Annotated in this window: 19 protein-coding genes; 4 read left to right on the top strand and 15 right to left on the bottom strand. The window is 47.8% G+C overall.

The genetic code is table 11. From position 1 onward, the window contains the following. Positions 1–108 precede the first annotated feature (108 nt). The 5 genes from MHB82_RS10295 to MHB82_RS10275 form a co-directional block, all read right to left on the bottom strand. Positions 109–654 (bottom strand): GNAT family N-acetyltransferase, encoded by a 546-nt coding sequence (locus MHB82_RS10295; protein WP_110759481.1) that lies wholly within the window; start codon positions 652–654, stop codon positions 109–111. A 102-nt stretch (positions 655–756) separates the two neighbouring features. Next, on the bottom strand, positions 757–1,824 hold the full coding sequence (locus MHB82_RS10290; protein WP_341174593.1) for a hypothetical protein: 1,068 nt from the start codon (positions 1,822–1,824) through the stop codon (positions 757–759). Positions 1,825–1,925: 101 nt separating this feature from the next. After that, positions 1,926–2,729: a Cof-type HAD-IIB family hydrolase gene (locus MHB82_RS10285; RefSeq protein ID WP_110759485.1), complete on the bottom strand. Its 804-nt coding sequence runs from the start codon at positions 2,727–2,729 to the stop codon at positions 1,926–1,928. A 681-nt stretch (positions 2,730–3,410) separates the two neighbouring features. Then, entirely contained in the window at positions 3,411–4,157 is a 747-nt protein-coding gene (locus tag MHB82_RS10280; protein ID WP_341174592.1) for a pseudouridine synthase, read from the bottom strand. Next, positions 4,154–5,809, bottom strand: a complete 1,656-nt coding sequence (locus tag MHB82_RS10275) for an RsmB/NOP family class I SAM-dependent RNA methyltransferase (protein WP_341174591.1) — start codon at positions 5,807–5,809, stop codon at positions 4,154–4,156. Before MHB82_RS10275 ends, MHB82_RS10280 begins: the two co-directional genes overlap by 4 nt. Before the next feature lie 217 nt (positions 5,810–6,026). On the opposite strand from MHB82_RS10275, the gene MHB82_RS10270 reads away from it, so the two are divergent. Continuing rightward, a complete protein-coding gene (locus tag MHB82_RS10270; protein WP_095358841.1) occupies positions 6,027–6,572 on the top strand; it encodes a thioredoxin family protein in 546 nt (181 codons plus the stop codon). Positions 6,573–6,755: 183 nt separating this feature from the next. Here the strand turns inward: MHB82_RS10270 and MHB82_RS10265 are convergent, their stop codons facing one another. From MHB82_RS10265 to MHB82_RS10255, 3 genes are all read right to left on the bottom strand, one after another. Next, positions 6,756–7,256 (bottom strand): DUF309 domain-containing protein, encoded by a 501-nt coding sequence (locus MHB82_RS10265; protein ID WP_341174590.1) that lies wholly within the window; start codon positions 7,254–7,256, stop codon positions 6,756–6,758. Next, on the bottom strand, positions 7,243–8,058 hold the full coding sequence (locus MHB82_RS10260) for a GTP pyrophosphokinase (RefSeq protein ID WP_095358843.1): 816 nt from the start codon (positions 8,056–8,058) through the stop codon (positions 7,243–7,245). The genes MHB82_RS10265 and MHB82_RS10260 overlap by 14 nt, the downstream gene beginning before the upstream one ends. Before the next feature lie 140 nt (positions 8,059–8,198). Beyond that, complete coding sequence (locus tag MHB82_RS10255; RefSeq protein WP_341176618.1) at positions 8,199–9,296, bottom strand: quinone-dependent dihydroorotate dehydrogenase; 1,098 nt, start codon at positions 9,294–9,296, stop codon at positions 8,199–8,201. Positions 9,297–9,566: 270 nt separating this feature from the next. On the opposite strand from MHB82_RS10255, the gene MHB82_RS10250 reads away from it, so the two are divergent. Continuing rightward, positions 9,567–9,704, top strand: a complete 138-nt coding sequence (locus tag MHB82_RS10250; RefSeq protein WP_164764163.1) for a hypothetical protein — start codon at positions 9,567–9,569, stop codon at positions 9,702–9,704. Between the two features lie 78 nt (positions 9,705–9,782). Here MHB82_RS10250 and MHB82_RS10245 read toward each other — a convergent pair whose 3' ends face one another. The 3 genes from MHB82_RS10245 to MHB82_RS10235 all read right to left on the bottom strand — a co-directional run bounded on the left by MHB82_RS10245 (position 9,783) and on the right by MHB82_RS10235 (position 13,121). Further along, positions 9,783–11,222 (bottom strand): L,D-transpeptidase family protein, encoded by a 1,440-nt coding sequence (locus MHB82_RS10245; protein ID WP_341174589.1) that lies wholly within the window; start codon positions 11,220–11,222, stop codon positions 9,783–9,785. Positions 11,223–11,458: 236 nt separating this feature from the next. Next, positions 11,459–11,701 (bottom strand): ferredoxin, encoded by a 243-nt coding sequence (locus tag MHB82_RS10240; RefSeq protein ID WP_062322102.1) that lies wholly within the window; start codon positions 11,699–11,701, stop codon positions 11,459–11,461. A 118-nt stretch (positions 11,702–11,819) separates the two neighbouring features. Beyond that, positions 11,820–13,121: a DNA polymerase IV gene (locus MHB82_RS10235; RefSeq protein ID WP_341174588.1), complete on the bottom strand. Its 1,302-nt coding sequence runs from the start codon at positions 13,119–13,121 to the stop codon at positions 11,820–11,822. Positions 13,122–13,650: 529 nt separating this feature from the next. Between MHB82_RS10235 and cimA the strand changes: the two genes are divergently transcribed. After that, positions 13,651–15,270 (top strand): citramalate synthase, encoded by a 1,620-nt coding sequence (gene cimA, locus MHB82_RS10230; RefSeq protein WP_127536437.1) that lies wholly within the window; start codon positions 13,651–13,653, stop codon positions 15,268–15,270. 74 nt (positions 15,271–15,344) lie between these two features. On the opposite strand, the gene MHB82_RS10225 is transcribed toward cimA, so the two are convergent. Beyond that, positions 15,345–15,893, bottom strand: a complete 549-nt coding sequence (locus MHB82_RS10225) for a TlpA family protein disulfide reductase (protein WP_341174587.1) — start codon at positions 15,891–15,893, stop codon at positions 15,345–15,347. A gap of 244 nt (positions 15,894–16,137) precedes the next feature. On the opposite strand from MHB82_RS10225, the gene MHB82_RS10220 reads away from it, so the two are divergent. After that, complete coding sequence (locus tag MHB82_RS10220) at positions 16,138–16,626, top strand: Mov34/MPN/PAD-1 family protein (RefSeq protein ID WP_341174586.1); 489 nt, start codon at positions 16,138–16,140, stop codon at positions 16,624–16,626. Here MHB82_RS10220 and MHB82_RS10215 read toward each other — a convergent pair. Genes MHB82_RS10215 through MHB82_RS10205 form a run of 3 tightly spaced genes read right to left on the bottom strand, consistent with a single transcriptional unit; the run spans position 16,612 to position 19,877 of the window. Continuing rightward, entirely contained in the window at positions 16,612–17,349 is a 738-nt protein-coding gene (locus MHB82_RS10215; RefSeq protein WP_095358849.1) for an exonuclease domain-containing protein, read from the bottom strand. The two genes, MHB82_RS10220 and MHB82_RS10215, sit on opposite strands and share 15 nt — an antisense overlap. After that, on the bottom strand, positions 17,346–18,431 hold the full coding sequence (locus MHB82_RS10210; protein ID WP_095288095.1) for a DUF294 nucleotidyltransferase-like domain-containing protein: 1,086 nt from the start codon (positions 18,429–18,431) through the stop codon (positions 17,346–17,348). Before MHB82_RS10210 ends, MHB82_RS10215 begins: the two co-directional genes overlap by 4 nt. Before the next feature lie 42 nt (positions 18,432–18,473). Then, entirely contained in the window at positions 18,474–19,877 is a 1,404-nt protein-coding gene (locus MHB82_RS10205; protein ID WP_095358850.1) for an ammonium transporter, read from the bottom strand. Positions 19,878–19,943: the final 66 nt, after the last annotated feature.

The following is a 19,943-nucleotide window of genomic DNA, read 5'->3' as shown; positions in this document are numbered from 1 at the left end:
GCCCTATCACGACTCAAAGCCGGTGAGCATTAGTGCTCCCGGCTTTATTTTCCGTTCATTAATGGAGTTAACAGGTTGATGAAATAAAATGACCTGATAAAGATATATTTAGGATTGAAATGGCTTCTCAAACGTACTATACCCATTAATTTTCCCTACAAAGGTATATCCGTTCCGCGGGTAAAATTCATTCAGCCTCTCATTGTCACCCACACAATCCAATCGCATGACGTGTTTGTTGTCGAATTGGATTCCACTGCTGGACCAACTCAAAATGTCCCGACCCAGTCCGGTACGGGCGTACTTTCTCCGAATGGCCAAACGATGCAAATAAACGGCGCCATCTGCTTGATGCGCTTTCGATCCCCATAGCTCGAAATCCCAAGCACTTGGCTGCTGCATCAGAATAACCATCCCTGCAACTTCATTGTCTTTCTTGAAGACAAACACATCACCCCGGCGAATGGCCCCTGCTGTATCGTGGGAATCTTCACCTTTCAAAAGAGCACTCCACTGGGAAGATCCCTGGCTGCGTAACCATTCGGCTGTCTCCCTAAGCAAGGATAGTACATCTTCCGTGTCTTCCGGCTGAGCCTGCATCGCTCTGAAATCATCGTTAATATATTCTGTAATGATTTTAAATGAGTGCTTCATGGTTCTCCTCCAATTCCAGATCTCTTTAGAACTATTGGAACTATACCCGGAAATGAATTTTTCGTCAAAACAAATGCAAAAAAGGTAAAAGGCCTAAGCCTCTTACCCGCCGATCTTCGCTTCATCTATAATCTGGTTCCGGTACAGCATGGTAAGGTGCAATGTGTCGAATTCAAGGTCCTTGTCCAGTTCCTGAAGCAGCACCTCAACCAGATCCCGCCGCTGTGCACTGGTTCCGGGTACCTGATAATCCATATAGCCCGTCAGGTCGGCATGAGATGTATCAATGGTTGCTGTCCCCACAGGTAATCCGCCACGTTCTTGCAGAAATAGCTCATAGACCCTGAATTCACGGTCCTTGCGAACCAACATGACATAACAGGAATCCTCTGCTTCGTCTACCTCGTCTTCAGAATCATCCCAGTCCTCGTATTCGGTAAACTCCTCTTCCTCCGAGTCATCCACAAAGTCGCGGTGTACCCACTCCATGGACTCCAGCTCATTCCCCTGATGCCACATGCGAAGAGTAATCGTGTCGATCACTTCTTCGTCGAGTTCTCTTACGAGCAGCTCTGCTGCAGCATCAAGCTGGCTCTCGAGAGGCACGTCATACCAGTGTATCTCGCCTTGAATGTCGGCTCCATATTGTTTCAATGAGGCCTCTGCCAGCTCAGTCCCGTCAGCATCGTTAAACACATAGGTCGATATGCTTCGTCCGGCTGTTACCAGCTCCATTTCCAGCACATGTTCCCGATCTTCATATGTAAAAGCTTCATCTGCTGCATCCGGAATTACGCGTGAATCATCATCCACATCCATCTGATCCAAGTATCCATCAGCCTCATAGTGCATATCATCCGACTGACGCTCTGGATCAAAGTCCAGGTTTTGCAGAACGGAATGCAATGTGCCACAGCTGACCAGCACTTCATAATAGATCGCCTCCACTGCATCCGTAAGTGATCGGATATATGCATGAACCTGATCAATGATGTGCTTTTCCTCATCCGCTGAAACCAATTCCCGTTCCATCTGAAGACTGCCAGACAAACGGTCTCCTTCTCTATATACCAGCAGAAGTGAACCCGCGTATTGATCATTCACCATTATATCGAGCACTTCACCACCTGATGTACGCAGATCCGGAATCAGCTCCACTTTCTGTTTCATGTGCCTGTCCTCCTCCATTTCTAATGGTATTCTCATAGGTTACCCATGAGGCCAGTAGATTATGAAGCAGGAGCCTTTGAAAATGAAAAATGTGGTTGTCATTAGACAGCTAGGACGTGTTTTTGGACAGCATGCGCAACACCCTGCTCGTTATTGGAGAGTGTCACTTCATCCGCAGCAGCCTTCACCTCTTCCGGCGAGTTGTCCATTGCGATCCCTTTGCCTGCATAAGTCAGCATCGTGATATCATTGTAATAGTTGCCAATTGCCAAAATTTCGGAAGGTACAATACCTTTGGATTCGGCCAGTCTCTTCAGCGCCGCTCCCTTGGAGGCTTCCGGGTGCATCAGATCAATGAAAAAGTCTCCGCTGCGAGTCATGTAGTAAGGGAGATTCCAAGTTCCCCATTCCTGCTGAACCTTGTCCATCTGCTCTATTGGGCCAAACGCGGTGAATTTGGCAAGTGGTTCTGACAGGTCTGCCCACTGCGGCAGCTTTAGAGGCTCCATCATGAAGTTGTTGTACATCTCCCGAACCTGTAATTCCAATCCTTCCGGCTGATCCACATATAATCCAAATGCCGTGTTAATGTCAAAATGCACATCATTTGTACGGCAATACGTGACAAAGGGCTCTAGTCCCTGACCATCCATGGCAAATCTGTGCACAATTTCACGGCTCTCCACTTCGGCCGTTACGGCTCCGTTATGTGTAATCACATATCCGTCAAGCCCCATTCGCTTCATAAAAGGAATGGTGTTGGCTGGGCCTCTGCCCGAACACAGAACGATCTCGGCTCCCTGCTGGGAAGCACGGATTAGAATCTCTTGGGTCCATTCGGTAAGCTCATGATGATCATTAAGCAGTGTGCCATCTACGTCAAGCGCAATTAATTTGATTGTCATCGGGTCTTCACTCCTCAACTGTTAAGGTAATCGCACCCTCCCAAACCCTCCCTTCCGAGGGAGGGCCCCAGAGGGCTCTGCCCTCTGGACTCCCGTCTGTTGATCGGCGTTTGGTAGGTTCTTGCTATGTGACGGTAGGTGTGGGAGCGCTTGTCTGCCTGGATCTCCGCTTATCGCGAAATCCAGGCCAAGCTTAAGGGCGACCATTGCGGGCAGGGCTTCGCTCTCTGCCCGGCTCCCTGCTCCGCTTCGCGAAGGGCGGGAGCTTGCGCCTGTGGCTGGTGGGCAGGGCTTCGCTCTCTGCCCGGCTCCCTGCTCCGCTTCGCGAAGGACGGGAGCTTGCGCCTGCGGCTGGTGGGCAGGGCTTCGCCCTCTGCCCGGCTCCCTGCTCCGCTTCGCGAAGGGCGGGAGCTTGCGCCTGCGGCTGGTGGGCAGGGCTTCGCTCCGCGAAGGGCGGGAGCTTGCGCCTGTGGCTGGTGGGCAGGGCTTCGCTCTCTGCCCGGCTCCCTGCTCCGCTCCGCGAAGGGCGGGAGCTTGTGCCTGCGGCTGATGGGCAGGGCTTCGCCTTCTGCCCGGCTCCCTGCTCCGCTCCGCGAAGGGCGGGAGCTTGCGCCTCCGGCTGGTGGGCAGGGCTTCGCCCTCTGCCCGGCTCCCTGCTCCGCTCCGCGAAGGGCGGGAGCTTTACTTACGCAGACAGGCCAGCTCGTCTGCGGTTAGTTCGCGGTATCTGCCGATCGGAAGCTCCGTATCCAGCTGCAGGTCGCCCATGGCTACCCTTTTCAGATAAACCACTCGTTTGCCTACAGCCTGGAACATCCGTTTTACCTGATGGAATTTACCCTCGTGGATAATGAGAGAGATCGAAGAGATGACTCCCTCCTCCGTCTCCTCATGATGAAGCACGGTCAATTCGGCTGGCATGGCTTCATAACCGTCATCCAGCTGTATGCCCGCCTTGAAACGTTGAACATCCTCGTCATCCACTTTCCCCAATACACGGGCTTCATATGTTTTGGGTACATGCTTGCGTGGAGATAACAGATCATGCGCAAGCGGACCGTCATTCGTCAGAATGAGCAATCCCTCTGTATCTTTATCCAGCCGCCCTACAGGGAACGGATCGAATACCCGGTCCTCCTTACGTAGAAGATCCAGAACTGTTTTATCCCTGGCGTCTTCCGTTGCCGACACAACACCCGGAGGTTTATGCAGCATTAAATAAATCGTTTCACGGTAAACGATACGCTCTCCATCGGCTTCAATGACATTGGTCTCTGGATTCACCTGCATACCACTATCCTTCACAGTTTTGCCATCGACTAAAATTCTGCCCTGCTTTACCATTTTTTTGAGTTCACTCCGGGTGCCTACACCCATGTGACTTAATATTTTGTCGAGACGCTGTGTTTTCTTTCCTTTGTCACTCATACCGATGTCCACCTCCAGCCAGCAGGGTACTCATTTTTCAGCACGCCATCCAGCCATTTCCCCCAACCAAGAGCATATCCATCCACGCATACCAGCGCGTAACCTTTGGCTGCTGCTCCAGACTTGCACTCGACGCGCGCTTCTTCGATATTCAGCGTTTCGCCCTTCAGGTACCTTACCGCTTCTCCACTTGCAGAAGCTAAGTTTATAACCCTTCTCGCCTCAGAGCTGTTCAACGCACATGCCAGTGGATGAGACGGGACAAACCTTCCGTTCTTTACGGTACCCATAAACCATCCGGGCCGGATCACTTTAAGCCCTTCCAGACGCGATGCGCCAACAGACGATTGATAAACACGGTCACCGTAAAATACCGTTTCCCCAAGAAGCTCAATTTCCAGATGCTCTTCAATGAATTGTTGATACACGGTCCCTGGGTCAATGTTCACCTGATCAGTTCCTCGACCTTTTCCACGATTGGACTTACGCGCATCACGCTCGTTGTTTCTTCCGGCTTTTCCCTCATTTTTACCGCCTCGAGCTGGTCTGTCATTCCGTTCTCTCGATTCAGTTCTCATCAATCGTTCACGTTTTCGGTCCGCTTTGCTGAGCGGCTGAGTTACAGCAATCCCTTGATCCTCGTCGATCTTGGATACAGTCTCCTTCTCATCCTCAACGCTGCTGATCTGCTCTGTAGAAGTCTCAGAACGATGCTGCAACACAGCTACATAATGCCCTTCGCCTTCCAACAAGTGAGGCCACAATCTCGCTGTACCACGTGTCTGATCCAGTACAGCGCCTGTTTTTCCTGCCGTTTCAGGCAGCATCTGGCGTACCCAATCCGGTCTTCCTGGAGCGAATCCGTCCGTTTCCGGAATATCATGAACAGTGAAGTCTGGGTTGAGATTTAGAAATTCGGCGATCATAGCTTCATTTTCCTCCGGCGCAAACGTACACGTGGAATATACGATCGTTCCTCCCGGAGCGAGCAGCTTCGCAGCTGTCTCCAGAATATCTCGCTGCATTAGCACACACTTCTCTACCGAATGATGCTCCCATGACTTAACCATGTCTTCATCTTTTCGGAACATTCCCTCTCCTGAACAAGGAGCATCAATGAGTACCTTATTAAAATAATGCGGAAATGCACCGGCAATCCGTTCCGGAGACTCATTCAGGACAACAGCATTTCGCACACCGTACAACTCCACGTTTTTGGCAAGTGCTTTGGTCCGTTCGGAATGAATATCATTGGTCACCAGCACACCCTTACCCCGCAGCTTTGCTGCGATCTGTGTAGACTTGCCGCCAGGTGCTGCACACAAATCGAGTACATGATCCCCTGGCTGAACGTCAAGCAGCTCCACCGGAGCCATCGCGCTTGGTTCCTGAATATAATATAGACCTGCATGATAGTACGGATGTAGACCTGGCTTCATGCCATGTGGCACATAAAAGCCCGTCCCGCACCACGGAATGGGCCGCAAATCAAAAGGAGCCAATTTATCAAATTGCTCCATCGATATTTTTAACGTATTCACTCGAAGTCCCGCATGCGGAGACTGTTCATATGATTTCATAAATTGTTCAAACTCATCTCCGAGCAAGTTTTCCATGCGCTCGGCGAAGATTGAAGGTAGCTGTACAGCCATATTCACTCATCCTGTCCTGTTAAAATGCATATTGTTCTATGTTATCATATCCCGGTGCAGCTTTCCTATTGATTCACTGCATATTCCACTACAGCGTGTAATGTTGTATAATGACAAGTAGGTTGATTCTCGTGCGAAAAACGGGTGTTTATGTATATTATCCCAACCTTTATTTTTGCCAAAACTATATTTTGATATGATCGATGGGGGATGTCCAATGAAATCGAAGAAAAAGAAAAGTGCCTCAATCCTGATTTTCCTGGGTATATTCGTGGTCCTAATCGCAGCACTTATCGTTGTAAACCAACAATCCAAGAAACAAATGGACGCTGTGGAGAATGCTTATGGTATTGCAGCTTCCAAGCTTAATCCAGCTACACGCGAATTGCTCGATGACCCTAACTATCAACAGATTATTCTGCCGGATGATCTCAAATCCAAAATTGACAATAAGGAAAGCTTTTTCGTTTATTTCTTTGCCTCTGACTGCTCACATTGCCGGGCAACGACACCACAGTTGATGCCGCTGGTAGACGAAGTAGGTATTGAGCTGCCACAATTCAATCTGCGTGAGTTTGATTCAGGCTGGACAGATTATAATATCGAATTTACACCTACGCTGGTTTATTATCAAGATGGCGTTGAGAAGGATCGCATGGTTGGCGGACTTCAGGAGAATGGTAGTGAGAACGGTTATACGCTGGATGACTACAGACAATTTTTTGACAAGTACAAAGGCAGCTCTGCTGCTTCGGCAAGCTAAGAAGTAATCATTGACTACAAATTAACATCTCAATTCAAGCTGTGCATGTGGACAGGCTCTTCCGTTTTTACTCAGAGCTTTATAGCCAATAAACGCAGACCAAAAAATCACCCCGGCTAATCCTTATCCAAGGTTCAGCCGGGGTGATTTATGTTATATACGATATGCATCATGCCATCTATACTAATTCTGATTTTCGCCGAAATTGTTCGCCTGCTGCATTGCTTTCATTTTCTCTTCATAGATGCGTCCCCGCGTCGGGCTGCGACGCTGCGGAATGTTGGGTTTCAGTTCCTTAGATCGTTCTTGAAATGCACTAGTCAGTGTCTCATCCCAGATCCGTATGGTCAGATCCCTGTATGGAAAATGCTGCGATTCAGGACCTGCTAATCCGCTGACCAGTCCCTTCACTTCCTCGACCAATTCTCCAAGTTCAATCCCTTTTGTACGAGCAGGATAACGCTCCAGCAGTTCAACCGAACTCTGCAACATCATTCGGCCTCCACGAAGATTGCTGTTTCTGAAATGATATAAGCCAACTGCAATCTGCAGCAAGCCTTTATAGAAAGGGTCCCGATCCTGTTCCAGCCATAACTCTTCCAATACCTCATGGCATTCGAAGTAGTCCTGATCCCGGTTAAAATAGATCAGATAATCAATATACAGCGGTTCATAGCTGCTCATCGGGATTTTCGCCCTTCCTAGCCGAATTCAGAAGAGCCTTCACATCATCCAACAAATCTTTAAGTGCTTCCATGTCATGGCGCTCCCAGCAGTCGTTAAAGCGCTTCTGAGCCTCAATGGCCTCATTAACGAGGTGGTAGAAATACAACTGATGTATGATGGAAAGTGTCTTGGATACGATGTTTGAATCATCTTCAAACTCCTTCTGCGCTTCGAGGATCTGCAGCCGGATGGCTGACATCTCATTATCCAATACAAACGCGGCTTCTGCCGTTTTCTTCAGCCTTGCCCGCATATCATCTGGCAGACTTTCCCGATATTTATAGCTCAGTGAGTGCTCAATCGTAGCCCAGAAGTTCATGGCCAGCGTCCGGATTTGGATCTCAGCCAGCACTTTCTTCTGTCCCAGAGCCGTCTGAACAGGATATTCAATAATCATATGGAAACTACGATAACCGCTCTCTTTGAAGTTCGTAATATAATCCTTTTCAATCAATACCGATAAATCCTTGCGTCCGCGAATGTACTCCGCCACTCTGCGAATATCATCCACAAATTGACACATAATACGAATTCCCGCAATATCCTCAATTCCCGTCTCTACCTGATCTAGTGGCACATTCAGACGTCTGGATTTCTCCAGAATGCTGGATATTTTTTTGACACGACCGGTAACGAATTCAATCGGGGCGTATTCTTCCCGTTTCTTCAGTTCCGCTCGCATTGTCTTGAATTTGACTTTCAATTCCTCTACCGCTTGTTCATAAGGAAGTAAAAATGTACCCCAGTCTCTACCGTCCATGCTTATGCCTCCTGTCTCTATAGCGTCCCCTGTTCCAGTCTATTATACATGATGTTCAGCGGGGGGAAGAGTCCCGTACGCAATACCCTCTTCCAAGCTTCTATATTTTCGCTCCGGGGAACTTCTTATCTTTCATGTTCTTATCTGTGCTCTGCACCGACAGCTTCGGAGATATGACGATAGCCGTCTTTGCGCAATAAGTCACGCAATCCGGCATGGATACGCCGATTCACTTCAGGCCCTTCATAGATCAGAGCTGTGTATATTTCCACCAGACTTGCACCGGCTTTAATTTTTTCGTATGCGTCTTCGCTTGTAAAAATGCCACCGGAGCCGATAATCGGAAGCTTCCCTTCGGTTTGACGATAGATGCGCCGAATAACCTCCGTGGAACGATCCCGCAGCGGTTTACCACTGAGTCCACCGGTTTCCTTGGCATGCTGATGGGACAGACCATTCCGGTTAACTGTCGTGTTGGTGGCAATGATGCCGGCAACGCCGCTATCCGCAATGGTGCTGACCATATATTCAAGCTCCTGGTCGTTGACATCCGGTGCGATTTTGACCAGCACCGATTTGACCGATCCGCCTGCTTTTGTGCGTTGTGCTTCCATTTCACTCATTACTGCAGCAAGCAGTTCCTTCAATTCATTCCCATGTTGCAGGTTACGCAGATCCGGTGTATTTGGTGAACTGATATTCACGACGAACAAATCCGCATAATCATACAGCGCCCGAATACATTTTTCATAATCCAAATGTGCTTCTTCATTAGGTGTTGCCTTGTTTTTGCCGATGTTGACTGCAACGGGAATACGACGCTCCTTCAGACGTGCCAATTCACCTGCCATGGCTTCCGCTCCAAGGTTGTTGAACCCCATCCGGTTCACCAGAGCTTCATCTGGAGGCAGACGGAACAGACGTGGCTGATCATTGCCTGGCTGCGGAAGCGGTGTTACGGTGCCGACTTCCATGAACCCGAATCCAATGGATGAGAAACCTGTTACGGCCTGTCCGTTTTTGTCCAGACCTGCTGCGAGGCCCACTGGGGTAGGGAAATGACAGCCGAACATGTCGACAGCCAGATCTTCCGTTTCACGCACGCCATACATCACCCGCAAGCCGGAAGGCACCGGGCGAATACTGCCCATGCCGCTAAGGCCGCCAATAATCAGATGATGGGCTTGTTCAGGGTCCATTTTGAACAACAAGGGTTTCGCAAGACTTCTATATAACAAATCACTCACTCCGTTCTCGTCCGGTACGCCGTAAATATGCTTTCCCGTCTTTTTCATATGTAAAAAAACACTCTACACACAAGTCTATCCGTTTCTTCATCAAAAGGAAAGTAGTTTGCGCATAGACATTCTCATTTTGTCCATGTCTGCAAGCCACTTTAAACCTTATGGAAGAAATAATCCCGCATACTGGAAATGGCGTGGTGAATTCTTTACAATGGGAGCATGGCAACGAAATACCAGTACCAATGAACGAAGGAGGGACAGCCCATGGCTCCCAAACGTAAACCGCCTGCTTTGCAGCAAAAAAAAGAAGAAGTCAATCGGAAAGCCATTGCTTGGACAGCGGCCAGCGTCATCGGATTGATCATTATTATCGGCGCACTCATCATTATCGCCAATATGTAAACGGTCAAACCGACTGCCAGTCCAGTACATAATGTTTCAGCTGGAGTACACGCCATCGTAACAGGTAACAGGAATCGATTAGTTCAGCCAATGATACGTCTTGTTTGGATTGTTTTGTTTGGGAACAAGCGTATGCTGATAGCGCTCCTTCGCTTCCGGTACAAGGATGGTCTCTGGCAGCAGATTCGTTCCAATGCGTACAGGGGTGCCCTGAGGTGCGAGTGCAAACAGTTCCTCCACATCCCTAGCACTCATTCTCACACATCCAAGGGACTCATCCAGCCCAATACTGTCAGGCTCGTTGGTCCCGTGGATGGCATAATTCGTATCCGACAGCTGCATGCCTCTTGTCCCAAATTCTCCATCAGAGCGACCATTTGGATTCACGACTTTGTCCGTAATGACAAAAGTGCCTTCTGGTGTTCGCCCTCCCCCTAGCCCGACCTCATAATTTCGAATAATGGTATTACCGCTAATCAACGCAAGTCTGTGGTTGCTTTTATCAACTACGATCTCCAATTGATCCTGTAAAAAGAGTTCCCCTCCAAGCGTGTCTGCAAATGGACCATCCGCTTGCAGAGCAGTTGATTGTCCGGCTTGTTCCTGACCTGCTTGTTGACCTGCCTCTTCCTTTCCTTGCTTCTGCATCGCAAGTATTGCAGGAAACATGTCTTTCATCCCCGGTGCTGTCTCACCCAAAATGTTGTTTGGAAAAGGCTGCGCAAGCTGACTTACGTTTTTGGGCCAGGTTTTGTTTTGCTTGTAGTATGTATGGATTGCACTGGACAACGATGCTGCTGATTCTTGTTTGGCTGTCCACGCTTGTGCAAGCTGCTTGATGTCTTTTGAAACTTCAGGCGGTTCGCAGTTGCACTGGTCGGCATCGTAACTTTGGGCTGTTAATCTGCCGCTGCTATTTGTTTGCACAATATATTTTACCGGCATATTCCGTTTCCATAACGCCCATTCGTCAGAAGTCTGCATGCCCAGAACAGCGGAGGTCGCTACCTTGGGTCCCGCACCTGACCATGCAGCAGCGAGCGCAGTTTCTCCCTGATGATTCCCTCCGAATCTCGCAGCTGTAAAAACATTCGAATTGGTGATAGGAGCTGAAGCAGCTTCACGCTCATCAGAGATTGGGCCATCCGCCCAATCATCATCCCCGGTTTCCAAAGCTGTGGCCAACGCTTCAGCGGCATCACGATTGAATCCTGGAGCATTTGCAGGCGGTACCAGAGCTAACACAAGCAGCATCAGCAGAGTCAGCCACATTTTGCGAATGCGCTGTTTCTTCTCCTTCTGTTCTCCCATCTCCACCAGCTTGTTTTGATAATCCACCCATATGTCTGCAGGAGCCTTACTCCGTTCAAATGCTTCGTAAACTTCGCCCGCTTGCTGAAAACAATAGTTGGCCTTGCCTTCCTGACCTTCACGCACATACTCCTTACCGAGCAAATACCAGGCCATTTTATTATCAGGATGTTTCTTAACATATGTTCTTAGGTGAGTATTCTGCATCCGATCCTCCGCTTGATTTCTCTTTTTCCGTTACTATCTATTATATCGGCATAGGACAGAATCAAATCCATAGGACTTGAGTACCCGGATAAAACGCAAAGCATTCGACAAAATATCACAACCTGATAAAGTATAAAACCCGTACCAACATGAATTTCTACGCATTAAAAAAAGCACGTCCCACTGCCCTAAGACAGAGGAATGTGCTTCTTCCTGGTTATATGGTGTATGAATGATTAGCCTTCTTTGTTGAAAGGTTCATCCGCTACTTTGATGGAATCCGTTGGGCAGCCATCACAAGCATCTTGCATATCATCGAACAGGTCGTCCGGGATCGCCTTGATTCCTTGGTTAGCGTCGCCATCAAAAATCACTTCTGCCAAACCTTCATCATCATAGTCATAAATGTCAGGCGCCGTTGCTCCGCAAGCACCACATGCAATACATGTATCTTTTTCAACCCAAGTGTACTTACTCATTACATTCTCTCCTCCTAAAATTCGAAACGTACAGTGTTTTTATCTAAAAAACATATTAAACCAAAGTAAAAGTAATTTCAAATTATTTTGACAACATCAAGAGTATATTATGCCCTATTTAATCAAGACTTTGCAAGTTATCTTTTTGCAGAGACGTGCCCCTAACCTTGTGATTACGGAGCAAAACGGAAGGGTCATCCCCAAGCATGCCCGCTGTTACAACAGCATTCTCTCCAAATTTGTCACGCAGCTGGTCCATAATGCGAATCAGATTCTCCTTTTTCGGCTTCTGTTCGTATTCAAACAAATCCAGCTGTACAGCTGATTCCTCACGTGGAATCAAATTCTGAAGAGTTACTCCCAGCATGCGTACAGGCTTCCCACTACTCCAGTGCTTGGCAAATAAAGCGCAGGCTTCTCGGTAGATTATCGTTGCATCCTCCGTAGGAACTTCCATCATCCGTGAACGGGTGATGGTTTTCATATCGGGTGTTCGAATAGTAATCTGAATCCCCTGACTCAACATCTCGTGCTTGCGCAAACGCCTGGCCACTTGGTCACTAATGTTAAGCAGTACCCGGTGTACGTCGTCCATCTCGGTAATGTCCGCTGGGAGTGTCGTGGTGTGACCGATGGATTTGTTCGCTTCCCGCTCTGCCTGAACGTTAGAATGATTGATGCCATTGGCTGAATTCTTCAGCCAGGTACCGTTAATTCCAAATACATCCGTCAGCATTCGCTCATCCGATTTTGCAAGCTGTCCTATGGTTTCGATGCCCAGCTTTTTCAGTTTTTCAGCCGTCTTTTTGCCAATACCGAACAACTCATTGCAGGGTCTATTCCAGAGAATCTGAGGTACATCTCTCATTCGCAAAATGGAAATACCGTTAGGTTTCTTCAGATCGGAAGCCATCTTCGCCAGCAGTTTGTTGGGTGCAATGCCAATGGAACATGGAAGTCCCAGTTCTTCCCGTATTCGTTGCTGGATGCTCTCCGCAATTTCCATGGGTGTGCCGAACTGTTTAGAACCTGTGATATCCAGATAACATTCATCTATTGAAGTTGCCTCCAGCAGCGGTGTATAACTGTAGGCTATTTTCATAAATGCTCTTGAATATTGGCGATATAAATGAAAATCAGGACGAATGATGATCAAATCCGGACATTTTTTCATCGCCTGATGGACCACCATGCCGGTGAAGATGCCCTTTCTTCGTGCAGTGTATGAACACGTAACAATAACACCTTTTCTCACTTCACTGCTGCCTGCAACAGCTGTTGCTTTACCACTGTATAGTTCCGGCTCTTCGGCCTCATGCACCGAGCAATAAAATGCGTTCATGTCGACATGCAAAATGACTCTTCCGGCGGCAGGATAATATCGATCCACATTCGTGTGACGGGTTCCATCCCCAGACATGTACCTCCGCCCTTTCGTACTTCTAATTAATGAAGTGTAAAAATCTATTCACTCTATTATATCAAGTTTGTTATGTAAAATCAGTTACGTTTGTTATTTTCTCATTTCCGATTAGATCGGATGATCGATCGTATAATTAGCCACCCTACACTCACAAAAAGGACTAGAGAAATCAAGAAAATAATGTTATTTTCCCATACAAAAGACATATACACCCCTCCTATTATCCATTTATCCCATTTACCAGTCGAATTTCAATATAACATACATTTTGATATCAATCACTTATCCGATCATCGATAAACAAAAATTTGTTACACTAAACTGCGATTTCTGTGTAGCATTTGGCCATAATGGTGCTATAATAATTAATTATACAAATTCGCGTCTTTAGGACAAATCAACGCATGGAGTTTAACACAGTGTAGCGTTGCAGAACCGAAGGATTCACGTGCTAACTTATTTGAATACTTTTCCAACACAAAATTCAACTATTTAAAAAAGCGCTTTATCTCAAAGGAGGATCTTCATGTCAAAGGCCATTTCCATCTTCGATACGACTTTACGTGACGGCACACAAGGGGAGGGTGTCAGTTTATCGGCAGATGACAAACTTAAAATTGCCAAAAAACTCGACGACCTGGGTGCTCATTATATTGAAGGCGGAATTCCGGGCAGCAACACCAAGGACATTGAGTTTTTCAAAAGAGTAAAAGAATTAAATCTCAATGCCAAGGTCGTTGCTTTTGGCAGCACACGTCGCAAAGGAAGCATCGCCAGCGAAGACGCCAATTTGAAACGGATGATCGAATCCGGTGCACAAGCAGCAACATTGGTCGGTAAATCGTGGGATTTCCACGTCCATACTGCCTTGCAAACCACCCTGGAAGAGAATCTATCCATGATCTATGATTCAATTGCTTATTTGAAACAAAATGGAATGGAAGTTATTTTCGATGCCGAGCACTTCTTCGACGGATTCAAGCATAATCCGGAGTATGCTCAAGCTGTGTTAACGAAAGCTCATGAAGCTGGTGCAGACTGGCTCGTGATGTGTGATACCAACGGCGGCACCATGCCGCATGAAGTATACGAGATTGTATCCAGACTTTCTGGAAGTCTCCCTCATGCTCATCTCGGAATTCATACACATAATGACTGTGAACTGGCTGTCGCCAATACGCTTAGCGCTGTACAAGCCGGGGCTAGACAGGTTCAAGGCACGATGAACGGTTATGGAGAACGTTGCGGTAATGCCAATCTGGCTTCCATTATTCCGAACCTACAGCTCAAGCTTGGATATGAATGCGTGTCCGAAGATTCGATGAGACAGCTCACAAACGTAGCCCGCTATGTTAGCGAGATTGCCAATGTGAACATGCCGATCAATCAGCCTTATGTCGGTAATGCAGCCTTCGCTCATAAGGGCGGCATTCACGTCTCTGCTATCCTACGTGATTCCCGTACTTACGAACATATCGTACCTGAACTTGTCGGGAACAAACAGCGTGTACTCGTTTCAGAGCTGGCTGGACAGAGCAACATCGTCTCCAAGGCACAGGAACTCGGACTGGAGTTCGATCCAAGCAGCGCCAATTCACGCCAAATCATTGAAAAAATCAAAGATTTGGAGCACCAAGGTTATCAGTTTGAAGGTGCGGACGCTTCCCTTGAGCTGCTCATTCGCGAAGCAAACGGAGATATGAAGGAACTGTTCACATTTGAATCCTTCAAAATGCTTGTGGAAAAAGCAGCCGACAAATCCGTTGTCTCCGAAGCATTCGTTAAGCTCAATGTTGCTGGAACAAGCGTTTATACCGCTGCTGAGGGTAATGGTCCGGTGAATGCTCTCGATAACGCTCTTCGAAAAGCGCTTGTCCAGTACTTCCCTTCGCTTGCTAACATGCATCTCTCTGACTATAAAGTTCGTGTACTTGATGAGAAGGATGCCACGGCAGCCAAAGTACGTGTATTAATTGAATCCAAAAATACAGAGAATACATGGAATACGGTTGGCGTTTCCGAAAACGTCATTGAAGCCAGCTGGGAAGCCCTTGTTCACAGTTTCCGCTATGCCTTGCTTCAGGAGAAGTTACAGGACGAGCCAAATGTTGTCCACACAGCCATGCATGGATTAAGCAACCATTAACGCTTATTTCCCGGAAAATAAAAGAAGCGCCTGTCTCCAAAATTACTGGGGATAGGCGCTTTTTATTAAACTTACTAGTTGATGACTTTCTTGATTCTACGCTCCAATTCCTTCTCAGGCAAAATGCCGAGTATGACTTCCTGGATCACCCCATTCTTGTCAATCAGCACATTAGTAGGAAAAGCGACACCATTATACTTGGCATAGGCTTCCCCGTCTTCATCGAGCAAAATAGGGAACGTCAGTTTGTATTCATCCACAAAAGCTTTAGCATCTTTCAGCTTATCGTAAGGGGTAACATTGACTCCATACATATCCATTTCATCTTTATATTTATCCGCCAAGGTATTAAGCGCTGGCGCTTCCTCCTTGCAGGGTTCACACCAGGAAGCCCAGAAACTTACAAATAGAGCCTTTTCCTTCGCTCCTCCTGCGGTATACGTTTCTCCATCCATGCCTTTAAGAGAGAACCCCGGGGCCAGTAATCCCGCTCTCGGTCCTGTTTCTGTTGGAAGCGGCTCTTCTTGTTTGAACACGGCAGCGATTCCGTTATCCGTATTTTGAGCCAGTGCAACCCCAATGAGCAATACAACACCAAGCAGTATGTATATGTTTCGTTTCATGGCCAGCCACCTTCTTGTAGAATCAGCATCTCGGGTATGACTTCATTACCGTCACTCATTTGAAGTGGTCCTAACCACTTGATTACGTTTGCTCATGGTGAGGTCACTTATTCCTTGTTGTAAAATACTCTCTTTAATATTGTACCCTTTTCCTTTAAAATTTTACAATCAGGGATCAGGCAAATTCAAACAAAAAAAGGACCCCTGCCTAAGCAGGAGCCAAAGAGAGAGGGGTGAATACAAAATGGCAGCACTTCACGGACAGCAAAACACGATCTTCATTTCTTCTTCCGTAGAGCAAGAAATGTCGAAACACATGTTCAATTCGCTGCCGCAGGAAGCCTGCGGGGTTATGCTGGGTGAAGCTGCAGCGGGCGGCATACGAATCAGTCGGTTTCAGCCAATTCGCAACGTTGCGCCTAACCCGCTGCATCACTTCAGCCTGGATGAAGCGGAATGGATTCGTTGCATATTTAACGAGCCACAGCTCGTTGGTATCTTCCACTCACATCCGCAAAACAGTCCCGTACCGTCCCATCAGGACCTCATGGCCCTTCCAGCTTACGCCGAATTAATCAAGGTGTATCTGATTGGCACGCCTGCTCTGACAAGCAAGTCAGAACCTTGTATGCATTTGAATGGTTATGAGATCCTGTACAACGCGGAAAACCCAAGTAAGTCCAATCAGCAAAAGCGCTATGATCTTCAGCCAGTACAACTACGCATGACTTAAATGGGTATACAAGTCACCCAGTGTTTCTACATTTTTATGAGTCATATCCTCCAAATAACAGGACCATAGCTGCGCGGTCATCTTGGCATCTTCCAATGCATGATGACGTCCGTATATCGGTATCCCCCTTGATTCCAGCAGTTCATCGAGACCATAGCCCGGTCTTCCCGGCTCCAGCCAGCGAGCCAGCATCATGGTGTCGATCAGCCGATGGCTCAGCCTCACTTTGGAGGTGCGCCACAGAGCAGCATTCAGAAATGCCCGATCATGCGCACTTGCATGCGCAACCAGTACACTACCTCCAACAAAAGACATAAAATCATGCAGGCCCTCCAGCAAAGTAGGTGCATCAACGCACATCTGCTCTGTGATACCTGTAAGTTCGGTAATGTGTTCTGGTATTGAAGCTTTGGATTGAACGAGTGTATAAAACTGTTCTCCTTCCAGCACTACACCACCGCTGATGCGCACGGCGCCAAATGATAGAATCTCGTCTCCATGCTGCGGAGAAAAGCCTGTCGTCTCCAGATCGAATACAACCGCATCCAATTCATTCAGCGGCGTATGCAGAACTTCCGGTCTGCGCTGCTCCCTCATCATTGAACGAATGAACGCCATGTGTTGCGCCGTTGGGGCCCCCATTATGGAAGCGATGGCAGAAGGAACCCCTCCCTGACGCAGCGAATTCCAAAATCCAGTATTGCCCCTTGCCGGCTCTCTCATGGACGTCTCCTTTCTGCAAAACGAAGTTGTCTTTGCAGTGCGCGATGCACACGTCGCACCTGTCCTAATGTATCCCGCAATTCATAATGCATCTGTTTTTGCTTCATTTGTTTCTCATCCAGAAAACCACTGCTCTGCTGCAGCCCACCTCTAATGACGACTGGTGTACTGCGTCTAAACTTCAGTGCTATCATAAAAGCACGCCCTGCCGCATCAAGCAGTGTAAGGGGGACCGCTTCAAGGGACACCAATCTCTGTATTCGCTTGAGCGTAGATGTTTCCTTAATTCCATGCTGGAGTGCCAGGAAACGCGCACTGTTTACCAGTGGAATATATAGTCCATACTTGACGTCGAATCCGCCAGCATGTTCTCCAAACCTTTCTGTGACCACCTGACCGAGAATATTCAGGGTTGCCTTGTGTTTAACGGTATTACGCAGGACAGCATCAGACAGCTCGGGAACGGCTCTGAACCCATCATAGAAGGCAGCAATCCATTCATCAGCTAGACCTTTCTCCCCTGCCACAAAACGCATATCCGAAGCAATGATCAAATTGCGTACAGGTTCCCACGCCAGATCCGACCTCCACGCCCGAAGCTGTTCCTTCCAGGATTCCAGTGTTTTGCGCCATAACGGCTCTGAACACATCACTTTCCCTTCACATTTGGCATAGCCTAGATCTTCAAGCATATCAGCCATTCGTCGTCCGAGTTCGGCAAAATACTCCTCTTTTCCCTCATGCGGGTTATCGCTGATAATCATGCCATTGTCCTGATCACTCCATAATGTAGCTTCTTCCCTGCCCGAACTACCAAAAACGATAAAGGCATAGGGGACGGGAGGCCGGCCGAAGCCTTCCTCTACCATCCCCTGGATGCATAACTCTACTGCTTTCCGGTATATTCGGTCATGCAGTTCATTTACCGTTTGGTACCACTCGATTGGCGACAAGGAAGCGGACAACAATTCCTGGAGCTCATTCTGCAATACTACACGTGCCTGGCGCAGCTCCTCGGTTGAAGCAGCACCATCGATCCCTTGATAGGACCAAGAATGGTTTATAAACGGGATAGGTTCCATCATGTCCTGCCTCCTTGAAGCGTGATTCAGTCATCATTCACCTTAGGAGCTGAACGTACCGCCACCACTCGTTTTACCTTCAATATTTTTCATTTGCTCAGGGTACCCATAAGTACCGTGCTCACTAAGATCCAGACCCATGGTTTCCTCTTCTTCAGTTACACGGATGCCCATGATGGCTTTCATTCCGCCAAGGATAATGAAGGAAACAACCAGTACGAAGGCGAATGCGCCAACCAGACCCAAAAGTTGAACTCCCAGCTGGTGGAATCCACCACCGTAGAACAGACCCGCTTGACCTACACCTGCATTTTCAGCAAGCTCCGGAGTTGCGAACAATCCTGTGGAAATCGCTCCCCACATACCAGCGATACCATGGACGGAGAAAGCATAGATTGGATCGTCAATTCCTTTGCGATCGAAGTATTGAGCCGTGAAGAATGTGATAATACCTGCCAAAGCACCGATAACCAGAGCTGCCCATGGTTCTACAAAGGCACAAGCACCTGTAATCGCAACGAGTGCTGCAAGCACACCGTTCAGCATGCTAGGAATATCGGATTTACCAAGAACTGCCCAAGAGATCAACAGTGCAGCAACACCACCCGCTGCAGCGGCAACGTTTGTAGTCAATGCAACATAACCGAAGAATCCATCGCCCATAGCAGACAATGTGCTACCTGGGTTAAATCCGAACCAACCGATCCAGAGGATGATAACACCGAGAACAGAGTAAACTTGGTTGTGACCCGGAATGATGTTAGGTTTTCCGTCTTTGTTGTATTTGCCGATACGCGGTTTCAACAGGATCGTAGCTACTAATGCTGCTGTTGCACCCGTCAAGTGAACTACAGTTGAACCTGCGAAGTCTTGCATACCCAGCTCTGCGAGCCAGCCGCCGCCCCATACCCAGTGAGCAACAACCGGATACATGATAATGGTATAAAGTGTTCCGAAAACAATATATACGCTCATTTTTGCACGTTCAGCCATACCACCGCAGGCAATGGCCAGAGATACTGCAGCAAAAGCGAGGTGGAATACAAATTTAATGGTAAGTGGAACATCGGAGAAGGCCAGTGATTCGAAGGATGCAGCCATTTGGTCACCGCTCAGGAAAAATCCTGTTGTTCCAAAAAAGCTGTTTCCGTTACCGAAGCCAAGACCGAAGCCGAGAGCCCAGAAGGCAATAACCGAAATACCCAATGTCAGGATCGTTTTACCCGCAATATGTCCTGCATTCTTCATTCGTGTTGAACCTGCTTCCAATAAAGCAAATCCCCCTTGCATCAAGAAAACCAGCACAACAGCCAAAAACGTAAAGGCTGAGTTCAAACCTGTTTGAAGTTCAATGTTAGTCGGCCCCTCCGCAGAAGCGAATGCGCTGACTGGGAAAGCCAGTAACGTAAGCATTAATAACACCGCAACCAACCATTTCTTTCTCATATACCCCACTCCCTCTTATGTTAAGTTTCTTCACATATTGTGAAACTCTTAATGTCATTATAAGCA

The sequence above is a fragment of the Paenibacillus sp. FSL K6-2862 genome, assembly GCF_038005125.1.
Classification (GTDB): domain Bacteria; phylum Bacillota; class Bacilli; order Paenibacillales; family Paenibacillaceae; genus Paenibacillus; species Paenibacillus illinoisensis_A.
The sequence above is the reverse complement of the archived record's forward strand: the minus strand, read 5'-3'. Positions and strand labels throughout refer to the sequence as shown.